Genomic DNA, 23484 nt, shown 5'->3' with positions numbered 1-23484 from the left:
AACATCATATGAAGCAACTGTTGATATTTGGCGTAACCGCCATACAGGCTTTCTATTGCCTGAACACTGCCGCACAGGAAAAAAAATTATCGAACCTGACAAAGGAAGACCTTATTTCAGATTTTAAACTGGCGGTGGAGATCTTAAAAAAACAACATCCCAATCCGTATAAGTTTATAGACTCCGTCACCTTTGCGCGTAAAGTGGATTCGTTACTGAACAAGGTAGCGCAGCAGCCGGATGTATTGTCGGGCGTGCAGTATTCGCCTATTTACCTGGTAAAGGATGTACACACCAACCTGGCGTTTTCAAATGACAACGGGAAGGAGTTGTACAACATGATTAATTTTTTCCCGTTTCCGGTGGTGATAGAACGGGAGAAGATATTCGTAAACCTCAAAGGCGGCAGCATTCCTTTCGGGGCGGAGCTGGTGAGCATTAACAACGTGCCGGCGAAAGATATTCTCGGGGCCTTATCGGCGCCGGCTTACAGCGATGGTTACATTACTACCGGGATGGACAGGCTGTACCCTAATTTCCAGGTAATTTTCAGTTTGCGTAACCCGCGGCTTAAAAGTTACCAGGTAGCTTTTCTGGCGCCGGGGAGTAAGGAGGTGAAACGGATTACGCTTCCTGCTGCAGATCCTACACAGGCGTACCATGCAGGGCGGCAGTCGGTATTCCCGGTGAACCTTTTGCAACGGGCATATTATATCTACAATAATTATTTTGATGATACACAAACGGGGCTGCTCACCGTAAATACCTTCGCGTTAAATGAAGCGGACGCTTATAAAGAGTTCAGTGAATTTTTCCGGGAAGTAAACAAACGGAAATACAAGCAGGTGATTATAGATATCCGTAGTAACGGCGGTGGGAATCCGGCTATCTCTGCATTACTTTATTCTTTCCTGGTAGATGCGCCTTTCCGGAATGTTTATAATTACCGCACCCGTACCATAGACCTGGCCTACCCGGAATATGCGGTGGCAGATAACGGCAGGCGGTTATCTGACGAAGATATCCAGGGGCATAAGAATTTTCTTTACCAGCGGTTTGATAAAGACTCTTCCGGTTTTTATGTGGGTAATGCCCGTTTGAAAGAAGGGTTACTGGAAAATTTTCCGCCCGATAAAGATGCGTTTCATGGGAACGTATATGTGCTGACGGGCGGTGGCACTGTTTCTGCGGCTACTTACTTTGCTTCGCTTGTGCAGAAAAACAAACGGGGCGAGATCATCGGGAAGGAAACAGGCAGTGGCGTGGCCGCTACTACAGCCGCGTGGTTTCTGAAATACCTGTTGCCAAAAACTAATTGCGTGTTAACCGTGCCGTTATCGGAGTTGTATTTCTTTAATGCCAGCGCCGACAATGGCCGTGGTATTGTCCCTGACAGGGAAATTCCGCTGACAAAATTTACTACGTATATCCAGTCGGGTAAGGACCCAGAGATCACGTATACGCTTGAGCTGATCAAATCGGGTGGTAAAGTTGACCAGATGCAGTAATTTTGCGGTGAATGAATCACCAGCAACTGTAATATGACCACCGGCAACGTTAAGCAACAAAGAATAAAAGATAAGAATATAGGAATAGCCACGCTGTTGGCTTTTGCCATGATTCCCATGTCGGGGTTTGCCACGGACATATACATCCCGTCGCTGCCGGGCATGACGCATGCCCTCAGTATTTCCAACAGCCAGGCCCAGCTTACGCTGAGTCTTTTCCTGATCAGCTACGGTTTATCGCAGCTTTTTATAGGTGGCCTGCTGGATAGTTTTGGCCGGTACCGGATTGCATTGGTGGCGATGCTGATCTTTTGTGCCTCCTGTGTTACCATTGCCAACACGCACAATATTTATGTGATATACGCCATGAGGGTGCTGCATGGTATTACCATAGCAGCGATGGTGGTAAGCAAACGCGCCTTTATTGTAGACCTCTACAAGGGCGAGCAGTTGAAGCATTACCTGAGTCTTTTTACGATTATCTGGTCTACCGGCCCTATTGTAGCGCCTTTTATCGGGGGATATCTTGAAGTGAACTTTGGCTGGGAATCCAACTTTTATTTCCTGGGTGGTTTTGCCGCTGTGTTACTATTGATGGAGTTGATCTTCAGCGGGGAAACCATCCAGCATACCACGCCGTTTCACCCGGCAAAGATCCTGTCTATTTATTACGGGATGATCCGTACCGGCAGTTTTATACTGGGTATAGTGATGCTGGGGCTCGCCTATTCGATGGTGATGGTATATAACATGTCCGGTCCTTTTATTATTGAGCACTATTTTAACCTGTCGCCCGTGATCACTGGTTACTGTTCGCTGTTCCTGGGTTTTGCCTGGATGGTGGGCGGATTTTTAGGGAAGGGAATGATCAACAAACCTTTTGTGAAGAAGATGAGCATCAACGTGATGTTGCAGTTGGCAGCGGCGTTGCTCTTGCTGGTGATGTTTTCCCTCTATGGCGGGTTGTGGACCATACTGGTATTTGCTTTCCTGGTGCATGTGGGCGCAGGGTTTACCTACAATAATTACTTTACTTTTTGTTTGCAGATATTTCCCAAAAATGCGGGTATAGCGGGTGGGCTCACGGGTGGCTTGTGTTATGTAATTGTTTCCATGCTGAGTTATGGATTGATATATGTGTTGCCTGCCGAAGATGGCAGGCACCTGTCGTTTAGCTATGTTTTCCTGATCCTCGTGAGTGCATTGGTGATGTACCGTGTGTTCCTGTTGTACCGGAAGCGGAAGGCGATAGGGGATGGCCAATAGTAACAAGAAAATAACTGATCATGCAGAAATACCTGTTGCACCTGTTTATGTTCTTACTGCTTTTGCCGGCATTGCCGGGTAACGCGCAGCAGGACACCCTGTTGATAGGAGTAGATGCCCGCAAAAATAAAGGACCCCTGAAACCCATATGGGCCTGGTTTGGCTACGATGAGCCCAACTATACCTATATGAAAGATGGTAAGAAATTACTGACGGAAATTGCCGCATTGAGTAAAGTACCGGTATACGTGCGGGTACATAGCCTGCTGGTAACCGGCGATGGTACGGCTGCGCTGAAATGGGGCTCCACCAATGCCTATACCGAAGACGCCAGCGGGAACCCCGTATACAGCTGGACGATCATTGATAAGATATTTGACACGTTTATAGAACGCGGCATGAAGCCTATTGCACAGATCGGGTTTATGCCGGAGGCATTATCTGTGAAGCCGTCGCCGTACCGGCATCACTGGCAGCCGGATAACAAGTATGGCGATATATTTACCGGCTGGGCCTATCCTCCGAAAGACTATCAGAAATTTGCAACACTGGTATATGAGTGGGTAAAGCATTCCGTAGCGCGTTATGGAAAAGCAGAAGTGGAAAGCTGGTACTGGGAGTTGTGGAATGAACCTAATATCGGTTACTGGAAAGGTACGACCGAAGAATATATTAAGCTGTATGATTACACGGCAGATGCCGTGAAACGCGCACTACCCACTGCCAGGATTGGCGGTCCGGAGGTAACAGGGCCTAACTGGGATGTATCTGCCAGGTTTTTTAAAACGTTCCTGGATCACGTGGTGAGCGGTAAGAACTATGCTACCGGCAAAACCGGCGCGCCGCTGGACGTGATCACCTTTCACGCGAAAGGTGCGCCCAAAGTGGTGAATGGAATGGTACAGATGAACATGGCTGCACAACTGCGTGATATCGATAAAGGGTTTGAAATAGTGGCCTCTTATCCATCGCTGAAGAAGCTGCCTATCATTATCGGTGAATCCGATCCGGAAGGATGCGCCGCGTGTTCAGAAGCATTTCATCCTGCCAATGCGTATCGTAATGGTACTATGTATTCAAGTTATACTGCCGCCTCTTTTGCGCGTAAGTACGACCTGGCGGCTGCCCGTGGCGTAAACCTGGCAGGCGCTGTTACCTGGGCCTTTGAATTTGAAGACCAGCCCTGGTTTGCGGGTTTCCGCGACCTGGCTACCAACGGCGTGGATAAACCCGTTTTAAATGTATTCAGGATGTTTGGCCTGATGCAGGGCAACAGGCTGGAGGTGAGCGGGGCTACCAATTATGATTACCGGCAAATCCTCGACAGCAGCGTACGTGGGGCAAAGCGGGATATTAATGCGTTGGCGGCCGGTGATGAGCATAGCGTTAGCGTAATGGTGTGGAACTATCATGACGACAACATTATTCCGGCACAATCATCTCCCGTAAAAATAAAAATAAAAGGACTGCCCGCCACCCGTGTATTACTAAAGCATTACCGGATTGATGCCGCGCATAGCAATGCATACGAAGCCTGGAAGAAAATGGGATCGCCTCAGCACCCGGATGCTTCACAGATCGCACAGCTGGAAAGCGCGGGACAGCTACAGTTGCTGTCATCACCCGCATGGCTGCAACCGGAAAATGGTGAAATAGTAGTGCCAAATGATTTACCCGGACAAGGAGTATCGTTGCTCCAACTAACGTGGTAACATTTATTTCTGTCGCAAACTCCCCCTTTATTGTCTTATTTCGCCCTTTCATTTGACAATGAACTAAATATCTTTGTGCCTATACATTTCTACCGGTAAAATCAAGTGTTTTACCGGTAGAATGATGATCCTGACCGGAAAGTTTTTCTATTAAAAAACAGGGGTGTCTATATTTGAACCCGGATGAGGATACCCGTTGTGAGAAAGAAAAAACATCCGCCAGAGATCTATCGGTTATTATACAAAATCACCAATATGCACACATCCAGAAAGGCCGCTATCAGCTTTATTTTTGTTACGCTATTAATTGATGTAATGGGATGGGGATTGATTATTCCCGTAATGGCCGACCTCATTGCACAGTTAAAACACATCCCCGTTAACGAGGCCAGTACTTATGGCGCGTTGTTGTTATCCGTTTTTGCGATCACACAGTTTTTATTTTCCCCGGTGATCGGTAACCTGAGTGATAAATACGGCCGCCGGCCTGTATTGTTACTTTCCCTGTTGGGTTTTGGGATCGATTACATTATTCTCGCATTAGCCCCTGCGTATGGATGGTTGTTTGCAGGACGTATTATTGCCGGTATTACAGGCGCCAGCTTCACCACCGCTACGGCTTACATTGCCGATGTAAGTATTGATGAAACTTCCAGGGCAAAGAACTTTGGACTGATAGGCGCCGCCTTCGGGTTGGGCTTTGTATTGGGTCCGGCGTTGGGCGCATTGCTGGCGAACTGGGGTATCCGGGCTCCTTTTTATGCCGCCGCAGTATTATGTTTGGTGAACTGTATATGGGGATACTTTTTCCTGCCGGAATCTTTAAGTAAAGAAAACCGCCGCCCGTTTGAATGGAAAAGGGCTAATCCCTTTGGTTCGCTGAAATTTTTAACCAGGCATCCGGAAATAGGCGGACTGGCATTTGGCTTTTTTCTTATTTACCTGGGCGCACAGGCAGTACAGAGTAACTGGAATTTCTTTACCATTTATAATTTTAACTGGAGTGAGAAAATGGTGGGTATTTCCCTCGCAGTAGTGGGAGTACTGGTAGGAGCCGTACAGGCGGGATTAACAAGAGTGATTAACCCGAGAATCGGTAATGAAAAAAGTATTTATCTCGGGCTGGCGCTTTACGCCGTTGGATTGGTATTATTTGGCTTTGCCACGCAGGGATGGATGATGTTTGTTTTCCTGATTCCATATTGTTTGGGTGGGATTTGCGGACCTTCGTTACAGTCGGTGATATCGGGTCATGTACCGGCTAACCAGCAGGGGGAACTGCAAGGCGCGCTGACCAGTTTGATGAGTCTTACCACTATTATCGGTCCACTGATCATGAATGGCACCTTTGCGTATTTTACGTCAGCCCGGGCGCCGTTCCATTTGCCTGGCGTACATTTCCTGATAGGCGCCGTATGTATTTTACTCAGTATCGTTATTATCCATAAGGTGCTGAGCCGCGAAAAGAAGGAGCATCCGGAGTTAGCGGAGGTGATTGGCAGCAAAGACCTGAGCAGTACGCCCATGCACTAACGGGAAGGGATATACTATTTTAAAATATCTTTATAAAACAGCAATGGCCGCCTCTTACAGGCGGCCATTGTTACATGTTCCCGTTTATTACGCCCTAATCATGCCGTGCGGATCAATCACAAACTTTTTCGCTGCGCCTTTATCAAAATCGTGGTAGCCTCTTACAGAGTCGTTGAGGGTGATCACTTCCACATTCACAGCCGCCGCTATTTTTACCTTATCATACAGGATGGCGTTCATGAGCTGGCGATGGTATTTCATCACAGGGCACTGACCGGTATGAATGGAGTGTGATTTTGCCCAGCCCAGCCCGATGCGGATGCTCAGGCTGCCTTTTTTGGCGGCTTCATCTACTGCGCCGGGATCGCCGGTAACGTATAGTCCGGGTACGCCCAGTTGTCCACCTGCGCGGGTAATTTCCATAATTGAATTCAGCACCGTGGCAGGTTGTTCCACATTGCTGTTATGTCCATGTCCTTTGGCTTCAAAGCCCACGCAATCCACGGCGGAATCCACTTCCGGTGTGCCGGTGATAGCGGCAATCTGGTCGGCGAGGGAAGCTTCTTTTTTCAGGTCGATGGTTTCGCAGCCAAAGCTCCTGGCCTGTGCCAGCCGTTCATCGATCATATCTCCCACAATCACTACGGCCGCTCCCAGCAGGTGACAGGAGGCGGCGCATGCCAGTCCTACCGGACCGGCGCCGGCGATATACACAATACTGCCGGGGCCAACGCCTGCGGTAACGGCGCCATGAAAACCGGTGGGGAAAATATCCGTCAGCAGGGTGAGGTCCCTGATCTTTTCCATTGCCTGGTCGCTGTCCGGGAATTTAAGCAGGTTAAAATCGGCGTACGGCACCATTACGTATTCTGCCTGGCCGCCTACCCATCCGCCCATGTCTACGTAGCCATAAGCAGCGCCGGGGCGGGCAGGGTTTACATTCAGGCAGATGCCTGTTTGCCCTGCTTTGCAGTTGCGGCATCGGCCGCAGGCAATATTGAAAGGCACCGAAACGAGATCGCCTACTTTGATAAACTCCACGTCCCTGCCGGCTTCAATGACGAGGCCGGTAATTTCATGTCCGAGTACCAGCCCGGCAGGAGCGGTGGTGCGTCCCCGCACCATGTGCTGATCGCTTCCGCAGATATTGGTGGATACTATTTTCAGGATCACGCCATGTTCGCATTTACGGTCGCCCAAAGCCAGTTTGGGGTATTCAATTTCCCGTACTTCCACCACGCCGGGTTCTATATAAGCAACGCCATGATTTTTACACATACTGTATCTTTTTAGAAGTTATTTAATTGCATCTGCGCCAGCCTGCGCCACTAAATGATCGTTTTCCACCGAATCGCCGGATACGCCTACGGCGCCAATGATTTCGTTTTTTGCATTACGGATTAGTACGCCGCCGGGAAAGGTGATGAGTCCTCCGTTGGAGTGTTCTATATTATACAGGGAGCCGCCCGGTTGTGACAGCTTACCGATTTCGCCGGTAGGCATATTGAAGTAACGTGCAGTGCGGGCTTTTTTCTGCGCGATGTCTATTGAGCCCAGCCAGGCATCATCCATATGAGCAAAGGCGATGAGGTTGGTACCTGCATCCACTACCGCAATGTTCATCAGTGTTTTAATTTCTGTGGCTTTTGCTTTAGCGGCAGCAATAACAGCTTCCGCCTGTTTTAGCGTAATATTCATAACAGGATTTTTGGGTGAAGGAATTACCAATATTAAGCATATTGGTGGTGGGGAAATTGAACGATTATCCTGATTGATAGAACGATGCTATTTTTTATTTCATTGATCATTCAACCAACGGGAATTTATCGATAAATTTATAAGGCGGAAACGTGCATGACGATAAAAAATTCCACCATGAACCAGATATGCCATCTTTCTCCCATTAACCTGAGTGATGCCACCTCGCTGGATACGATGGTAGAGCATCGCAGGGTATTTAATTTACAGCACTGCGAGCTGAACATCTTTGAAACCTTTCACCGCTGCAGTAATGTGGCATTGTCGTATAACGGGCTGGTAGTGTCCAGTATGATGCGGGGCAAAAAGATCATGTCGTTATCCGGATCTGAAGAGTTCTTTTTTTTGCCGGGAGAAAGTGTGATCCTGCCGGAAGGGGTATCAATGAAAGTGGATTTCCCGGAAGCGGATGAGCGGCATCCCGTGCAGTGCGCCACCCTGGCGCTCGACTGGGATATGGTGAATAAGAACCTGGCATTTCTGAATGAGCAGTATCCCAACAGGGAAGCACCATTTGAGTGGCAGCTTAATTTCAGCCGGTATCACTTCTTAAATAACAAAGAGCTGGCGGCCAGTATGAATAAACTGATCGGGATCAGCATGGAGAGTGATCCTGCAAAGGATGCGCTGGCAGATCTCTCCCTGAAATTTTTATTATTACGTATTATACAAACACAAAACCTGGTAGCCATTAATGATGTGGGAGTGAGCGATCACCGGTTTACACCTGCGTTGCAATATATCAAGGAACATCTTACCCAAAAGATCACGATTGATGCGTTGGCAAAAGTATCCTGTATGAGCCGCTCTGTTTTTTTCCAGGCGTTTAAAGAGCAATATGGTATTTCACCGCTCGAATATATCCTGCGGGAGCGGATCCGGCAGGCAAAACAGATCATGGCCGATCCGGCGTTAAGTATCACGGATGTGTGCTACCAGTCGGGTTTTAATAACCTGAATTACTTTATTAAATTGTTTAAGAGGGCAGAAGGCATCACGCCCAGGGAATACCGTAAATAGCTTCAGGGAAAAGTGATAACACTATTGGAAGCAGGAAGCTCATGATGTACGGGCTGCGTAAGTTTGATATAGGGAATGTTGCCGAATTGGTTAAAGTCGGGAATAGTGCCTGATAAAGTAAATCTTTCAAATACAAAAGGAAGTCCTTCTGCACCCAGTGGCGCATCGGCGTTGGCCACGTGCAGGTGAAGGTGCGGCCCGGTCGACTGTCCCGTAAATCCCAGCCGGGCAATCACATCTCCTTTCTTTACCCGCTGGCCTGCTTTTACAACGATGCTTGCCGGTTGCAGGTGCTCATAAAACACGAAGGTGTTTTCCGCTATTTTTAAAGAGATATAATTGCCTGTGGCCAGATGGGCGGCATAATCCGGGTGACCGGATAATGTGTTGCTTTCCGGGAAATCGTTTCTTGTGGAACTGACAACGCCATCCGCCACGGCCAGTATAGCTGCGCCATAGCCGTACCAGTTAGCAATCCTGTCGTCATCGCCGGCGGCGACTTTGCCGGTACTGTCGAGTTTTATAAAATCAATGGCAAATCTTCCGGGGATGCGCGCTACGCCATCTTTTACAAAGATCACGCGGCGATGTCCCCGTGCCCAGGCAGGGTTGTAGATGGCCGTCCACGGGCCTCCTTTCAGCGGCGCACCAAGTACAATGGCAGGCCCGGTTACAGGTTTTGCTTTGGCGCCGGTGATGGTGTATACCGTTGTGGTATCACGAAGGGTATTTTTGAAAGATACCTGGTGAATAATTTCAGCAGGGAATTGACCAGCGGCAGATGTGTATTCCACAAACAGCACCGCTACATTGCCCGGTGGTATGGTGGCGCCGCCGGGAGCAGCAATCCGTTGTAACAGATCGTTCTCTTTTATTACTGTCAGGGTATTGGTATTCGCCGCATCCTGTGCTTCTACTTTTGTGAGGAGCAGGGGCGAGGGAGAGAAGTTAGTAAGATGAATTTCGTAGAAGAGTGCAGGATGACCACCGGTTACTACCGGCCTGGGATCCTGAAGAACTTTTATTTCAAGCGCAGGGGGCAGGGCAGGGATGCGGTTGTCCTGTGCCTGGCAAATGAAGGTGAGCAGGATGAACAGGGGAAACAGCAGCGCTTTCTTTGGATCGTTTATCACGGGTGTTATTTAGATGAAAAGATAAGGAAGTTCTTCTTCCGTTTGCTGATTACCAGCTAAATACAAGAAAATATTCCGCATGACGTAGTAATGCCGTAGTGCCGGATGCCGGTTCTTTTATGTGAACCCCTACTTTTGAAAGGATTAATCCACATTTCTTTTCAACCAAAAAACTACCCGTATGAAACCATTTCTAAAGCTGTTAGCTATCCTCCTTGTTTGTGCGTTTAACACTATTGCCCAAACCCCTTTCCGCGTTATTGGATATATGCCTTCCTGGGCCGGCAATGTAAACCAGGTGCAGTATAGTAAGCTCACGCATATCAATTACGCATTCCTGCTGCCTACCAGTACCGGTGGCCTGCAGGCGATCGACAATCCCACGAAGTTACAAAGCCTGGTGAGCACTGCGCATGCCAATAATGTAAAGGTGCTGATATCTGTAGGTGGCTGGAACGATGGCAACGACAGCGGCTTTGAATCGCTGGCCGCCAACAGCACCTACCGCAATAATTTCGTGACCAATATGATCAATTTCGTGAACCAGTATGGTCTTGATGGAGTAGATATCGACTGGGAGTATCCCGACCCCGGCGCATCGGCCAATAACTATATTACGTTGATGACGCAGCTCAGCACCGAAATGCATAACAGGGGCAAGCTCCTCACGGGCGCCATTGTAGGCACCGGCGGCGCCAGTATCTTAAACAGCGCCTTTGCGCTGGTAGATTTTTATAACCTCATGGCCTACGACTACAATAACTTCGACCACTCCACTTACAGTTATGCTACCCAGTCGGTGAACTACTGGCGCGGCCGCGGGCTGCCGGCTTCCAAAACAGTGCTGGGCGTACCTTTTTACGGACGCCCTACCTGGGAGTCATTTGCCCAGCTGGTGGCGCGGGGCGCCAATCCTTATGCTGATGTATTTGATAATGTAGGCTACAACGGGATTACCACCATCAGGCAAAAAACCAATCTTGCTTTTGACCAGGGAAGCGGCGTAATGATCTGGGAGCTGTCGCAGGACGCCACCGGGGCCAATTCGCTGCTATCGGCCATTCATGAAGTAGTGCTGGCACGGACCGGCAACCCCGGTGGCAACGCACCTGTCGGGCAAACTATCTGGCTGCGTGGCAACAACAACCTGTATGTTAGCGGCGAAAATGGCACCCAGGCGATGAATTGCAACCGTACCAGTGCGCAGGGATGGGAGCAGTTTACCGTGGTAGATGCCGGTGGCGGCAAAATTGCTTTGCGTAGCCAGGGCAAGTATGTATCTTCCGAAAACGGGACACAGGCCATCACCTGTAACCGTACCAGTGTCCAGGACTGGGAAAAGTTTACCTGGATCAATAACAGCAACGGCACCATTTCATTGCTATGCAACAATGGTGGTTACATCTGTTCCGAAAATGGGACCCAGGCAATGAGCTCCTGGAGAACTACTATCGGTACCTGGGAATCGTTCAACTATGGAGTGGTGAGTGCACTGGCAGCCATCAGCAGCACCACCGCAGCGGTAGCAGAAACGCATGGCGCCATTCCGGAAGAAGCTGCCGCCACTGCTATCAATGTATATCCCAATCCCATCCGCTCGGGCAGCGCATTTACCGTTACCCTGCAGCACTATAACCCGAAGGCGCCGGTAAGGGCCACGTTGGTCAGTGCAGGAATGCAGCCTGTTGCTGTGCAACAACCCAATGCAAAAACCTTCACCGTAAATACCGGCAGCATAGCCGACGGCACTTATATCCTGGAAGTGATGCACGACAATAAACGGCTCGTGAAGAAAATCATTATCCAGTAAACCCTCCTGATGATAAACCTATTTTCTCACCCACAATTACACATTCATGAATTCCACTGTTTTCTCACGTACTGTTGCAGCAGCGGGACTGCTGTTGTTAGGCATCAGTTTTATTTCCTGTAAGAAGGAGCTGGCCAAATCCAATCTTCGGGATAACCCATCCCTGGCTGCTGCTGATGCAGCCATAGGGATTAATGCCATTAACAGCACCTGGTCTGTTAACTGGGACAATTACGCCAATGGCACCACTTACACTTCCACGAATGCGGCCAACGATTTTGGGAATGTAACCGGCTGGAATAACAACCGCGGGTACATCTCCAATGGCAACCTCCGCATCCAGCTGGATCCGAACGCGCTCTCTGCTGCCGGCGGGGTAGTGGCCAACATCGATGTATCTGACGGCGCCGCTTATGAAATGGATTATGATATCCGTTTTCACAGCCAGTTCGACTGGAGCCGCGGCGGTAAAGTAGGTTTCGGCTTTTCCATCGGTGATGGCAACACCGGCGGCGACCCCGCCTGGGATGGGAATGGCGGCACCCTCCGGCTCATGTGGTACCGCAACGATGCCAACAGGGTGTACTTTCAGCCTTACCTCTACTACAGGGACCAGCCGGGCCAGTATGGCGACGACTTCGGGCTCACTTATCCCGCCAGCGGCAGCATCCAGAAAGGCACCACCTATCACGTACACCTGTACATTAAAAGCAATACCGGCAGTAATACCGATGGCCACGTACAGATCGTGATCAACGGCACCGTGCTGCTCGACCGGGATATCCGGTGGACGACCAACGACAGCAAGCGGCTGATCAGGGGCGTTACGTTTCATACGTTCCGCGGTGGCAGCCAGTCTTACTGGGAATCATCTACCGTAGGTTATATTTATTATGATAACCTGAGCATTCATAAGATCAATTAATTAATGGGTTTGAGGTCTGCCGGCGTAATGCCGGCAGGCTTTTTAGTTGAAGAAGATGAATAACGCTGAATAGTTTTTCTATATTTGAAGTAAGAATTTCTAATTTCAGCCTATCACCTATGTTCTTCATTCATGGAAAAAAAACTGCGCGGATTAAGCGGGATACCTATCATCAGTATGCCTGTAAGAATTGTAAAGATTTCGACCTGGATATCCGGGTATACCGGGAGTATTTTCATGTTTTCTTTCTTCCATTCTTCCCTATTGGGTATAAAGAAGTAAAAATACGCTGTAATAATTGCGGAGAGCCTAAATGGATTGAATCAGTGCAGAAGCACTACGAGAAGACCAGCAGAACGCCCTTTTACCTGTACGGTGCGGCGATATTACTGATCCTCTTAATTGTTTCGTGCGTAGTTGTTGAGTTCACTATGTAACAATATAAAATGACCAATAAAAAAATCAACCCAGCACAAACCGGTACCCAACACCTTTTATAGTAAGGATCTGCAGGTTGTCATCCTCTTTCAGGTGTACACGCAGCCGTGTGATATACACATCCAGGTTGCGGCTGTTGAAAAAGGAATCATGTCCCCAGAGCAGGTCGAGGATATTTTTCCGGTCGATGATGCCATCGCGGTTTTCGTATAGTAGTTTGAGTAGTTCGCTTTCTTTGTACGACAGTTTTTTTTCTTCTATGTCGTTGGCCAATACCTGGCGGTTGGTATAAAACCGGAACTTGCCGATTTTGATGTGGTTGGTGGATGGGGCTGGTGTTTTATCCGATTTACGCAATACGTTTTCGATGCGTACAATCAGTTCTTCCATACTGAAAGGCTTGCGGATATAGTCGTTGCCTCCCAGCGTAAAGCCTTTTACGAGGTCGTTGGTTTGTGTTTTGGCGGTGAGAAACAGGATGGGCACTTCCTGGTTGATGGCGCGTATTTCGGCGGCAATCTCAAACCCGTCTTTGTTAGGCAGCATAATATCCAGCACGCATACGGCAGGATTTGCCTGTTTGAACAATTGCATTACGTTGGCGCCATCGCTTTCCAGTATTACTTCGTATCCCCGCCGCTGCAAACTTTCTTTCACTATTTTGCCCAGCGACAGTTCATCTTCAATATATAAAATTTTAATACTCATTTCATCCTATTTTAAGCTTTATAACCCGGCGGCCTTTGTCGTATCGAATTACCGGCGCTTCCGCAAAAGGCAGCTTGATGGAAAAGGTGCTGCCTTTATGCAGTTCACTTTCCACTTCAATAAAGCCCATATGTGATTGTACAATGTGAGATACATAGCTTAATCCCAGTCCATATCCTTTGATATTATGCCGGTTGCCGCTGGGCACCCGGAAAAATTTCTCAAAGATCCTGCTTTTGTATTCGCGTGCAATACCTATACCGTTGTCGGTTACACGTAGTTCCAGGTATTGTTTGTGATCAATGATATGGATCAGGATATCAGGGTCCTCGGTACTGTACTTTAACGCATTATCCAGCAGGTTGTACAGTACGCTGGTCATATGCAGTTTATCGGCGGTGATGATAAAGTTATGCCCGGTTCTTTTCAGCGTGGTAACAGCCCGTTGTTTTTCAAACTGGAGTTTCATGGAAATCATTACGCTCCGGGTAAGGTCTGTAAGGTCGAAGGGTTCTTTGTTTAAAGGAATTTCCCTGTTTTCAAACATCGATAGTTTCAGCACTTTATCTACCAGTAACGCGAGCCGGTTCATTTCATTGGCCGATATATCGAGATATTCGAGTGTTGTTTGCAGATCTTCCAGCGCATCAAAATTTCTCAATGCTTCAATAGCCACGCTTACGGTGGCGATAGGCGTTTTCAGCTCATGCGTCATGTTGCTGATAAAATCATTTTTCAGTTGTGCCAGCCGTTGTTGTTGTTTCAGGTTCCGGTAAAGCAGGAGGAAAGAGAAGATGGTGACAGCCAGGAGAAAGAATGATACCAGTATAGGCTGACTGATACGTTTCAGCAGGTACCAGGTATTGTTTTCAAATAAAACCTGGTAGCTCATGGGTTTGGTAAAACCGATGGTCACCGTATTGCCTTCCAGGTCGTCCGGGAAGGTATTGAACATATCGTTGCTGGTATCTACGGGGATGGTATTGATCATAAAGGAAACGTCAATGTTTTCCCGTTCCAGTGCCCGTTGGTAACGGTCGGTGACTTCCTTTACAGTAATGGAATCCCGGAGGGAATCTACACCGGCCAGGAACTGGAATACCGTTGTAGCGGGAACTGCTTTGGCAACGCCATACCGCACATTCACGGAGTCGTCTTCAGGCATCGATGCGGCGTCTACAGACACGAACATCGTCCGTTTTACGCCACGCATAGGCATAGCAGGAGCCGCCATGGTGGAATCTCTCATTCTTTCCTGCAGCACATTGGTGATACCCGTCATCCCTGCGCGGTCGTGTACCCGCAGGCTGATATTGGAATCGAGGTTGAGCTTTACGGCCTGCAGGCGAAAAATCGTTTCCCGGAAAAGAATATTGGTGCGGACGGTAAACAGCCTTTTTTCTTCCCGGTAGTTATTACTCAGCCAGTATGCCTGGAAAGCGGTGATCAGCAGGATGGTCAACGCAATCAGGAAAACAGTAGCCGGTGTGGAAAGTTTATATCGCACTATGTTGATTGAATGGTCAGAAATAACAATACTACCGCAAATGTATCATTTCCTGCTTCCCAACGCGGAAACATTAACCTAAATTAACATTAAATCAAGTGACATTAACCTCTGTTCCGGCGGGAAGGAAATAGCTTTATTTTCTTAAATGTATTTAACATGAAGAAGATAATTTTTACGCTGGCCATCAGCGGATGCCTGTTAACCGCCAGTGGCCAGCAGCAGCAGGGGCGCGTACTTTACGAACGCACTATACAGATGAAGATGCGTATGATGGGAATGACCGCCGGTGCAGACGACAGCGCAGAACCCGATAACCTGCTGCCGCATTCCAGGAAAGATAAGATCGAAGTATTGTTTGGCAACGGGCAGTCGCTCCGCCGCGCCGTGGAAGAAGATGCGCCCGAAGAATTTGCCGCTGAAGGCGGCATGCACATCCGCATGATGGTAGCAGGCGACAACGACATCACCTACACCAGTTTTTCAAACGATCGCGTAGTAGAACAACGTGAGTTTGCCGCAAAGAACTACATTATCACGGACAGCATTCATAAACTCAACTGGAAGATCACCGGCGAAACCCGCACCATCCTCAATTATCCCTGCCAACAGGCCGTAACACAGCGTATTGGCAAGCGCGCCATGACCTCCATGGAAAACGGGCAGATGAAAACCAGCGAGGTGGCCGATACTGCCAATATCACGGTCTGGTTTACACTGGCTATCCCCGTACCAGCCGGGCCGGATTACCAGGGACAGCTCCCTGGTCTTATCCTGGCTGTAGATATCAACAACGGCGAAATGGTGTACCAGGCGCTGGAAGTATCGGCACAAACAGATCTTGCCGCCATCCGCGAACCCTCCAAAGGGAAAAAAGTAACGGAAGAAGAATTTAATAAAACACGCGAAAAACTGATGAAAGACATGCAACGCAATGGCGGCGGAGCTACCCGGACTATCAGAATAGGACAATAAGAAAAGGGGCCTGGATGATATTCCGGCCCCTTTTATATATACCTCACTCTTTAACGCCGGATCATCCTGATACCCGGCGCAGCGGCGGTGACAAGGCCATTCTTACTAAGACTATAAGTAAAGCTCAGCAGGAAAAAGCGTTGCAGGTTTTTGGTGCGGCTGTCTTCAATATAATTCTGGTTAGTACTGCGGTTGATGCCCACATTTTCATTCAGGATATCAAACGCGCTCAGCTTCAGTTCCCCACGGTTAAAACGGAGGAACTGGCGGCTGACAGCCGCATTCCATAACGGCACCTTCGCATTAAATCCATCGGTACGCCGACTGTTAATAGCATAGTTAAAACTGGTGCTGACATAAAAATTTGCCGGCAGCTGCCAGTTTACTTCTCCTTCATATTGCTGCAGAAAATAACCCGTGTTAAGGGCTGGCTGCAGAGAGTAAGCCGTTTTGTAGTAATTGAAACCCGCGCTGAACGAGAGGTCCAGCTTATCCGCAGGGTTCAGGTCAAAGCGTACAGAAGGCCCCAGCGTAACTGTACTGATACCGTTAGATACGTTATTGATAAACTGTTTGGTTTTGCTGTAACCCACGTTGCTGCTGAAGTTAACCGTACCTTTCAATGCTCGCAGGGGTAGTCCCAGGTTGATGCTGCCGGTCATGTTAAACACGCCGTTTACATTCACCGGCCGGCTGTATTTGATACCAAGACTATCCACTACATCAGCATCCACGATCTTGTTCTGCGTTTCCTGGATGTTGAAAAAAGCAAACAGGTTTTTATTTCTGAAAGGATTTACCGAGATGAAATTTAACTGTACCGCATGTGTTAACTCCGGCTTCAGGTCGGGGTTTCCTTCGCGGATATTGAGCGGGTCACTGATGTCCGGAACCGGCTGCAGCTGCGACATATTGGGCTGGTTAGTGATGGCCGCATAGTTGATGCTGAGGTTGCGGTAACGGGTAAAGTCGTATTGAAAACGCAGCGACGGCAACAGGTTATAAAACGTTTGACGGATCACTGAGTCTTTGGTGCCGGCGATAATAGTGCCTTTCAGGGAAGCATTCTGCCAGTTGAGGCCCGCAGCTAGACTGTATTTTTTTTGTTTTGTACGCAGACGGATGCCTGCATTGGTATAGCTGTAGGCATTTTCGAAGTTGTTTGTCAGCGCGGGATTCGGCTGGTCGAACTTTCCATTATCACCGTTGTAGTCATAAGTGATTTTATCGGAAGTAGTTTTCGTATAGCTGTTACCGATACTAAACTCTATAAGCGAATGTTTGAATAACGGTTCCGTATATACGGCGCGTGCGTTGTAGCTGTTCATATTGCCGGATATGGTATTGCGCTGATGAATGGAATCGTAATTGGGTTGCGATGCAGGGCGGTTATAAAAATGGTTGACGGAAAGCAGGCTGCCATTGCTTTCGCTGTTATTGGAACTGTTTTGCAGGTTGAGCGAAAATGTTCTCCCTTTGCGCCGGAATTTTTTACGGAACAATACATCATTACGGAAATTGGAACCATGACCGGTTGAATAGTTGTTGCTGAAGCCTTCGTTGGCCAGCTGCTGATCTTCCGATAGGGTTTCATATTTGCTGTAGCTTTTGCTGCGGTTTTCCTGGTAGCCGAAAGACGAGGATATTTTAACCGAGTGTAAGGAATCGATCTGGATGTCGGCGCCGAGGTTGAGGCGGTGGCTATTATTGAGGTTGTCACTGGTAGCACGCTGGTTATAGAAATAAGAAGAGTCGGGCAGAAAATACTGGCGCTGTATTTCGCTTTCCTGGTAAGGGTTGTAGCGGTTATAGAAGTAGCTGCTGGTAAAGTCTGTTTTCTTCCCGATGATGTTATTATAATTGATCCCGCCACCCCATGCAGTTGTGATGCCATTGCCACTGTTGCCACCCATGAGCGCAGCAGCCGGATTATCAGAACTCATGGTGAAGCTGGCATTGCCGCTGCCGCTTTGCCGCATGCGGTTCAGTTCCCCGCTGAAGCTCATCATATCCATAAAGGAAAAGCCTTCCGCATTGGTGTTGTTGGCCATGCCGACAGCGGAAAACTGCCGGGCGCCTTTAAAGGCGTTGATGTTGAATCGTCCTTCGTAACGGTCGCTGGTGCCTGCGCCAGCCATTGCTTTTCCAAACATGCCTTTCTTTTTATCCTGTTTTAGTTTCAGGTTGATGGTTTTTTCGCTGTTACCATCATCAAAGCCGGTGAGTTGTGCGGCATCGCTGAGACGGTCGTATACCTGTACTTTATCCACCGCATCGGCAGGTAGATTTTTGGTAGCCATTTTAGGATCGTTGCCAAAAAACTCTTTGCCGTCTACCAGTACGCGGTTCACCTTCTGGCCCTGAGCTTTTACGGAGCCGTCTTTAGCCACCTGCACGCCCGGTAGTTTTTTCAGCAGTTGTTCCACGCTGGAGTTGGGCGGTGTTTTAAAAGAGCCAGCGTTATATTGGATGGTATCGCCGATGAGCGTTACCGGTGGCGCTTCGCCGGTTATCTCCACTTCATTAAGCTGAACACTTAGATCGTGGAGGATAAGGGAAGGAAAGTTTACTACCGGTGCCGTAGCGCTGATAGTCACTGTACGCTGGAGGGAATGATATTTTACATGCGTGATGAGCAGGCGGTACTCGCCGGCGGGAATACCGGTGATTTCAAAAGATCCTTTCTCGTTGGTCATGGTAAAGGATACCAGCGAGGAGTCTTTTTTCTTCAGCAGGGTGATGGTGGCCGATGCCACTGGTCGCCCGGCGCTGGTATCGGACACGACACCTTTGATTACGCCATTCTTTTGTGCGTTGGCAGCAAGTGATAAACAACAGATAAGAAGCCACAGGTAACATTTTTGCATAGCGGACGTTTACTTTGTTACCGAAAGTAGGTCCGCGTGCCGCAAAAGCAGGTTAACAAGCCTTGCATTAATGTTAAGGAAGGTTAATAAAAATTGCCAGCAGTTGTTTTATTCATCATGCGGTTCCAGTGTAAACAGCTGTTCAACGGTAGTCCCAAAGATGCGCGCTATTTTTAACGCCAGTAATGTAGAGGGAATAAACTTACCCAGTTCTATGGCGTTAATGGTTTGCCTGGATACATTCGCTTTTTCCGCCAGTTCCCCCTGCGTGATATTTTGTTTGGCCCTTTCCACTTTAATCGTGTTTTTCATATCGCCTTACTTGCTGTAGCTGCCGGTGAAGAGCAACCTGGTGTAAAATATCAGGATACCCAGGGTGAGCACCAGCATGATAAAGTAGCGGGGAGTAGACAGCTGAAAGGCCAGTACGCCTTTGCTATGAAGATAGGTAGTTCCCACTTCAATGATATATCCCAACGCAAAGCTGATCATCAGTGCATTGGCTCGCAGGCTTTGCGCCCTTTCATCTTCTGTTTTTTCGCGGGTAAAAAGTACCAGGAATAACCCGGTGATGAGCGGCAGTTCGGACCCGGTTTGCGCATGGTTCATCCAGAAAAGCGGGATGCCTGCAAGCACCAGTGCGATGCCAAAATATTTTGTGGCTGTAAACATAGGGAAGATATTTTCTATCATAAAAGTAAAGTATACTTTACAAAAAGACAAATTTTATTGACGGCCTGCGAAGGATTACCATCACTGGCCGAAAACCCTTATTTTTATAAGATACCTTATCAATGAAAGCATTTACCATCGCTAAAGTTCAGCTGCTCATCCTGCTTCTGATCAGCATTATCGCCAGATCGCAGGATATTTCCCCGGTGAAAGATTCCCTTTTTTCCGCCATACTAAAGGAAACCAGGCCCGTGAATGTGGTGCTCCCGAAGAATTACGATCCCGCCATCCAATACGAAGTAATATATTGCCTGGGCGACATCCCGGACTTTTTGAATGTGGAATGGAGCCTTTTGCAATGGGAAGGCTTTATTCCCAAAAACACTATCCTGGTGGGCATTCCGGACTTTGTACGGGATGGCGTGAATATGCGGGAAAGAGATCTGGCGCCAACAAAAACATCGGCCAATACAGGGGAGGCCAACCGGTTCCTGTTGTTTTTCCGGAATGAACTGATGCCCTATATCAACAGGCAGTATCACGCAAAATCGGGCGGGCATACGTTGTATGGCGGTTCAATGGGCGGACTGTTTGTAATGTATACATTTTTAACGGCGCCCGATCTGTTTACTTCCTATGTAGCTATTGATCCGAGTTTGTGGTGGGATAATTTTTACCTGCATAAACTGGCCGCTGAAAAATTTGCTCACCGGGATACCTTGAACAACACGCTTTTTATTGCCGGCCGCGAAGGTGCGGCTTATCAATTCATGGGCGTGGCGGGAATGGATTCCATTCTCAAAGCAAAAGCCCCCGCCGGCCTCGACTGGAAATGTGTGCAGTATAGCAATGAAACCCATTATTCAACAAATTTTAAAGGCTTCTGGGAAGGACTGAAATTTTCCTATGGCGGGTTCTATGCGTCTACAGGAGGGTATCCTACGTCCCGGAAAATTGCTATCAAGCCGGATAACGGCATCGTATTGCGCAACAAGCCTTTTAAATTAATATGCTATAACCTGGCAGCAGATGCATATCTCCATTATACAACTGATGGTACAACACCCGGTATTTATTCTCCCCGGATAACAGGCGAAGAAACGCCCATTACGATCGATAAGGATGCAAAAATAATCGTCACCTCTATGGGTAAACGAAAAGAATACAATAAATCAGCCAGTGCTTTTTTCCAGGTGGGAGAAGTGTTTCCGGCTGCGGCAATGCCGGCAGGATCGAAGCCGGGAGGACTGCGGTATAAATATTATGAAGGCAACTGGGATACCATACCTGATTTCAGGAAATTAAAGCCGGGTGAAACAGGTATTGCCACGACAGATTTTAATCTTAATAAAACTTCAAAGAAAAATAATTACGCACTGGTGCAGGAGGGGTATATTAAGATCAGTGAACCGGGATATTATATTTTTGAGATGGGAACCGGCAATGAGCATACAAAGGTGTATTTGAATAACCGGTTAATTCTTGGTGTGCATTTCAAGGCAGATGAAGGGGAGAGCTTTATGGTGCCCCTGGAGAAAGGATTTTACCCGTTTCGGATCAACTATTTTCATAAAAAGAATGGAAATGACTTGCAGCCCGTTTATCTTAAAACAGAAGGGCAGGAGGATTTCCCCCTTCCGGCAGCAATGCTTTTCAGCGGGAAGTAAGGTTGATATATCCGGTACTGAACAGACGCATCCGCCTGTTCAGTACCGGAGCTGTTTAATCATCATCCCGTCTTTCGTCCATTAGTTTCATGCCTTTTATATTTACCAGTCCGTGTAGAAATATCATATTCATTTCACGATAAACCCTTTCCGGGTTAACGCCCGGCATCCAGATGTCTTCCAGGATAATCTGCAAACAGGTAAAGTGTATTTCCCCGATGAGGTCCCGGTCGATGTTGCTGCGGTAAATTTCTTCCTTATGTCCGCGGTCAATATTTTGCACCAGGAAAGGAATAAGGGCGTCATCCCTGAACTGGTCAAGTTTTTTCCAGCTGCCTGCATAGTACTTTCTGAGTTCATGAAAAAAGATGGGCTTAATGCGCCGGAGAATATTTTCGGTGATGCGGAAAAAGTTACTCATTTCTGAGATGGCATTCACCGATACATACCGGTTCAGCGACAGGTACCTGACGGACTTCGCAGTCCATTGCTCTATGATGAACTCCACCAGTTGATCTTTACTGTTGAAGTATTCATAGAAGGTTCTTTTAGACATGCTGCAGTTTTTCATGATATCTTCCACTGTAATGCTCCTGATACCGCTGTGGCAGAATAATGCCGATGCGGTGGCCATTATCTTCTCTTTTTCTTTTTTCATACAATGCAGTTTTTGCTGTTACAGGAATTGATTATTGCAGGGTTCCGGTTGCTTTTTTATAAGCCGCTTCGTTGATCTTATATTCCACTTTACTGTCAATAATGCTGCTGTATGCCTGTTGCCAGATGGCCTGCGCTTCCTGCACGTCTTTACCGGTGATGGTGCCGGCTTTGAGCCGGTCGTTGGCCAGTTTGAGGTTTTCCTCCGCCTGTGTCAGCGACAGGAGTGATTTATTTATTTTTCTGACAGATTGATTAAGGGCGAGATAGGCCTGTTGTACTTCAATGCTGATCAGTTCCTTTGTTTCCTCCAGTTGTTGCTGCTGTGCTGAGATCTTAAAAGATTGTTCTTTTATTTTACTGGCCTTTTTGCCCCAGTCGAAGATGGGGATGCTGATACTGGCAAGACCGTAATATGATCCCATGAAATCATTGCCGTTGCTGATATTCACGCCTTTTCCGGCGGTGGCGAGGCCCGCGGCGCTTACACCGATGGTGGGGAGCAGATCGCCTTTCAGTATTTTCTTCTGTAGCGCTTCTGCTTCCAGCGAGTTTTTCAGGAGTTTTATTTCCGGGCGGTTGTCTGCGGCGTTTTGCCATTCTTTGAGGGTAAGCTCGTTGAAGTCGCCTGTAACCGAATCCGCTACTGCAAAAGCCGTATTGCCGGGCATGCCTGTGATCTGCGCCAGGTAAAGTTTTGCGAGCACAAAGCCATCTTCTGCCTGCGAAAGATTCACCGCGGCTTCATTCAGATTTACCTCCACGCGGAGCAGGTCATTTTTGTAGATGAGTCCTGCGTCGAAGGAATTCTTTAATTCTTTTTGTAAAGACGTCAGCATCTCCTGGTACCTGCGGGCGAGGATTATTTTTTCGTTGGCCTGTACGATCTGCCAGTATGCTTTATTTACATTCAGCAGCACTTCTGCGGAAGTAAGGGCTTTCTGATTTTCCCGGATGCTGATACCTTTTGCAGCGGCGGCTTTGCCCGCGCGGATTTTTCCGCCTGCATAAATGGGTTGTGTAGCCGTAACAGAAGCAGTGGCAAAGTATTCCGGAATGGCGCCGTTTAATGCGCCGCCAATGGGTTTGCCGAGGTATGCGCCCAGTACTGATCCGTCGATAGAAGGGTAGGCATTGGCTTCCGCCGATTTGAGCGCCGCCTGGGCCGCGTTGATTTCAAATTGTGCGGCCTTTATTTTTTTATTCTGTTCCAGTGCCATCCGCTGGCAATCGGCGATGGATAGTACCGGCGTTTGTGCCATTGTCACATTCCCTGCCAGCACCGCCATTATAATAAATATGGATCTTGATTTCATTGCTGTTGTTTT

20 protein-coding genes are annotated in these 23484 nt (G+C 48.1%); 10 read left to right on the top strand and 10 right to left on the bottom strand.

All coding sequences use genetic code 11. The features are described from left to right. Positions 1-8: 8 nt before the first annotated feature. The 4 genes from B5Z18_RS25755 to B5Z18_RS25740 all read left to right on the top strand — a co-directional run bounded on the left by B5Z18_RS25755 (position 9) and on the right by B5Z18_RS25740 (position 6019). Complete coding sequence (locus B5Z18_RS25755; RefSeq protein ID WP_079472401.1) at positions 9-1508, top strand: S41 family peptidase; 1500 nt, start codon at positions 9-11, stop codon at positions 1506-1508. 33 nt (positions 1509-1541) lie between these two features. Then, complete coding sequence (locus tag B5Z18_RS25750; RefSeq protein ID WP_079472400.1) at positions 1542-2774, top strand: MFS transporter; 1233 nt, start codon at positions 1542-1544, stop codon at positions 2772-2774. Positions 2775-2794: 20 nt separating this feature from the next. Further along, on the top strand, positions 2795-4486 hold the full coding sequence (locus B5Z18_RS25745) for a GH39 family glycosyl hydrolase (RefSeq protein WP_079472399.1): 1692 nt from the start codon (positions 2795-2797) through the stop codon (positions 4484-4486). A gap of 255 nt (positions 4487-4741) precedes the next feature. Continuing rightward, the gene (locus tag B5Z18_RS25740) at positions 4742-6019 is read left to right on the top strand and encodes a TCR/Tet family MFS transporter (RefSeq protein ID WP_079472500.1); all 1278 of its coding nucleotides are present in this window, start codon (positions 4742-4744) and stop codon (positions 6017-6019) included. Positions 6020-6106: 87 nt separating this feature from the next. Here B5Z18_RS25740 and fdhA read toward each other — a convergent pair whose 3' ends face one another. Beyond that, complete coding sequence (gene fdhA, locus B5Z18_RS25735) at positions 6107-7297, bottom strand: formaldehyde dehydrogenase, glutathione-independent (RefSeq protein WP_079472398.1); 1191 nt, start codon at positions 7295-7297, stop codon at positions 6107-6109. 18 nt (positions 7298-7315) lie between these two features. Beyond that, positions 7316-7717: a GlcG/HbpS family heme-binding protein gene (locus B5Z18_RS25730; protein WP_079472397.1), complete on the bottom strand. Its 402-nt coding sequence runs from the start codon at positions 7715-7717 to the stop codon at positions 7316-7318. Between the two features lie 177 nt (positions 7718-7894). On the opposite strand from B5Z18_RS25730, the gene B5Z18_RS25725 reads away from it, so the two are divergent. Then, on the top strand, positions 7895-8797 hold the full coding sequence (locus B5Z18_RS25725; protein ID WP_079472396.1) for an AraC family transcriptional regulator: 903 nt from the start codon (positions 7895-7897) through the stop codon (positions 8795-8797). A 2-nt stretch (positions 8798-8799) separates the two neighbouring features. On the opposite strand, the gene B5Z18_RS25720 is transcribed toward B5Z18_RS25725, so the two are convergent. Continuing rightward, on the bottom strand, positions 8800-9930 hold the full coding sequence (locus B5Z18_RS25720) for a M23 family metallopeptidase (protein ID WP_159454430.1): 1131 nt from the start codon (positions 9928-9930) through the stop codon (positions 8800-8802). 181 nt (positions 9931-10111) lie between these two features. On the opposite strand from B5Z18_RS25720, the gene B5Z18_RS25715 reads away from it, so the two are divergent. The 3 genes from B5Z18_RS25715 to B5Z18_RS25705 all read left to right on the top strand — a co-directional run bounded on the left by B5Z18_RS25715 (position 10112) and on the right by B5Z18_RS25705 (position 13102). Further along, complete coding sequence (locus tag B5Z18_RS25715) at positions 10112-11740, top strand: glycosyl hydrolase family 18 protein (protein ID WP_079472394.1); 1629 nt, start codon at positions 10112-10114, stop codon at positions 11738-11740. A 46-nt stretch (positions 11741-11786) separates the two neighbouring features. Next, entirely contained in the window at positions 11787-12665 is an 879-nt protein-coding gene (locus B5Z18_RS25710; protein WP_079472393.1) for a polysaccharide lyase, read from the top strand. Positions 12666-12784: 119 nt separating this feature from the next. Further along, positions 12785-13102 carry a zinc-ribbon domain-containing protein gene (locus tag B5Z18_RS25705; RefSeq protein ID WP_079472392.1) on the top strand — a complete coding sequence of 106 codons (318 nt, stop codon included), beginning with the start codon at positions 12785-12787 and terminating at the stop codon, positions 13100-13102. 25 nt (positions 13103-13127) lie between these two features. On the opposite strand, the gene B5Z18_RS25700 is transcribed toward B5Z18_RS25705, so the two are convergent. Both B5Z18_RS25700 and B5Z18_RS25695 read right to left on the bottom strand, forming a co-directional pair. Beyond that, positions 13128-13811: a response regulator transcription factor gene (locus B5Z18_RS25700; protein ID WP_079472391.1), complete on the bottom strand. Its 684-nt coding sequence runs from the start codon at positions 13809-13811 to the stop codon at positions 13128-13130. 1 nt (position 13812) lies between these two features. Continuing rightward, positions 13813-15318, bottom strand: a complete 1506-nt coding sequence (locus B5Z18_RS25695) for a sensor histidine kinase (RefSeq protein WP_133256290.1) — start codon at positions 15316-15318, stop codon at positions 13813-13815. A 159-nt stretch (positions 15319-15477) separates the two neighbouring features. On the opposite strand from B5Z18_RS25695, the gene B5Z18_RS25690 reads away from it, so the two are divergent. Beyond that, positions 15478-16293, top strand: a complete 816-nt coding sequence (locus B5Z18_RS25690; RefSeq protein ID WP_079472389.1) for a GLPGLI family protein — start codon at positions 15478-15480, stop codon at positions 16291-16293. Positions 16294-16343: 50 nt separating this feature from the next. Here B5Z18_RS25690 and B5Z18_RS25685 read toward each other — a convergent pair whose 3' ends face one another. The 3 genes from B5Z18_RS25685 to B5Z18_RS25675 all read right to left on the bottom strand — a co-directional run bounded on the left by B5Z18_RS25685 (position 16344) and on the right by B5Z18_RS25675 (position 19832). After that, complete coding sequence (locus B5Z18_RS25685; protein WP_079472388.1) at positions 16344-19160, bottom strand: outer membrane beta-barrel protein; 2817 nt, start codon at positions 19158-19160, stop codon at positions 16344-16346. 108 nt (positions 19161-19268) lie between these two features. Next, positions 19269-19472: a helix-turn-helix transcriptional regulator gene (locus tag B5Z18_RS25680; protein WP_079472387.1), complete on the bottom strand. Its 204-nt coding sequence runs from the start codon at positions 19470-19472 to the stop codon at positions 19269-19271. Between the two features lie 6 nt (positions 19473-19478). Further along, the gene (locus tag B5Z18_RS25675) at positions 19479-19832 is read right to left on the bottom strand and encodes a hypothetical protein (RefSeq protein WP_143313694.1); all 354 of its coding nucleotides are present in this window, start codon (positions 19830-19832) and stop codon (positions 19479-19481) included. 122 nt (positions 19833-19954) lie between these two features. On the opposite strand from B5Z18_RS25675, the gene B5Z18_RS25670 reads away from it, so the two are divergent. Then, positions 19955-21499 carry an alpha/beta hydrolase-fold protein gene (locus tag B5Z18_RS25670; protein WP_079472385.1) on the top strand — a complete coding sequence of 515 codons (1545 nt, stop codon included), beginning with the start codon at positions 19955-19957 and terminating at the stop codon, positions 21497-21499. A 55-nt stretch (positions 21500-21554) separates the two neighbouring features. Here the strand turns inward: B5Z18_RS25670 and B5Z18_RS25665 are convergent, their stop codons facing one another. Further along, the gene (locus B5Z18_RS25665; RefSeq protein WP_079472384.1) at positions 21555-22157 is read right to left on the bottom strand and encodes a TetR/AcrR family transcriptional regulator; all 603 of its coding nucleotides are present in this window, start codon (positions 22155-22157) and stop codon (positions 21555-21557) included. A gap of 31 nt (positions 22158-22188) precedes the next feature. Beyond that, positions 22189-23472, bottom strand: a complete 1284-nt coding sequence (locus B5Z18_RS25660) for a TolC family protein (RefSeq protein ID WP_079472383.1) — start codon at positions 23470-23472, stop codon at positions 22189-22191. Positions 23473-23484 lie beyond the last annotated feature (12 nt).

Source organism: Chitinophaga ginsengisegetis (assembly GCF_900168065.1).
Taxonomy (GTDB): domain Bacteria; phylum Bacteroidota; class Bacteroidia; order Chitinophagales; family Chitinophagaceae; genus Chitinophaga; species Chitinophaga ginsengisegetis.
The sequence above is the reverse complement of the archived record's forward strand: the minus strand, read 5'-3'. Positions and strand labels throughout refer to the sequence as shown.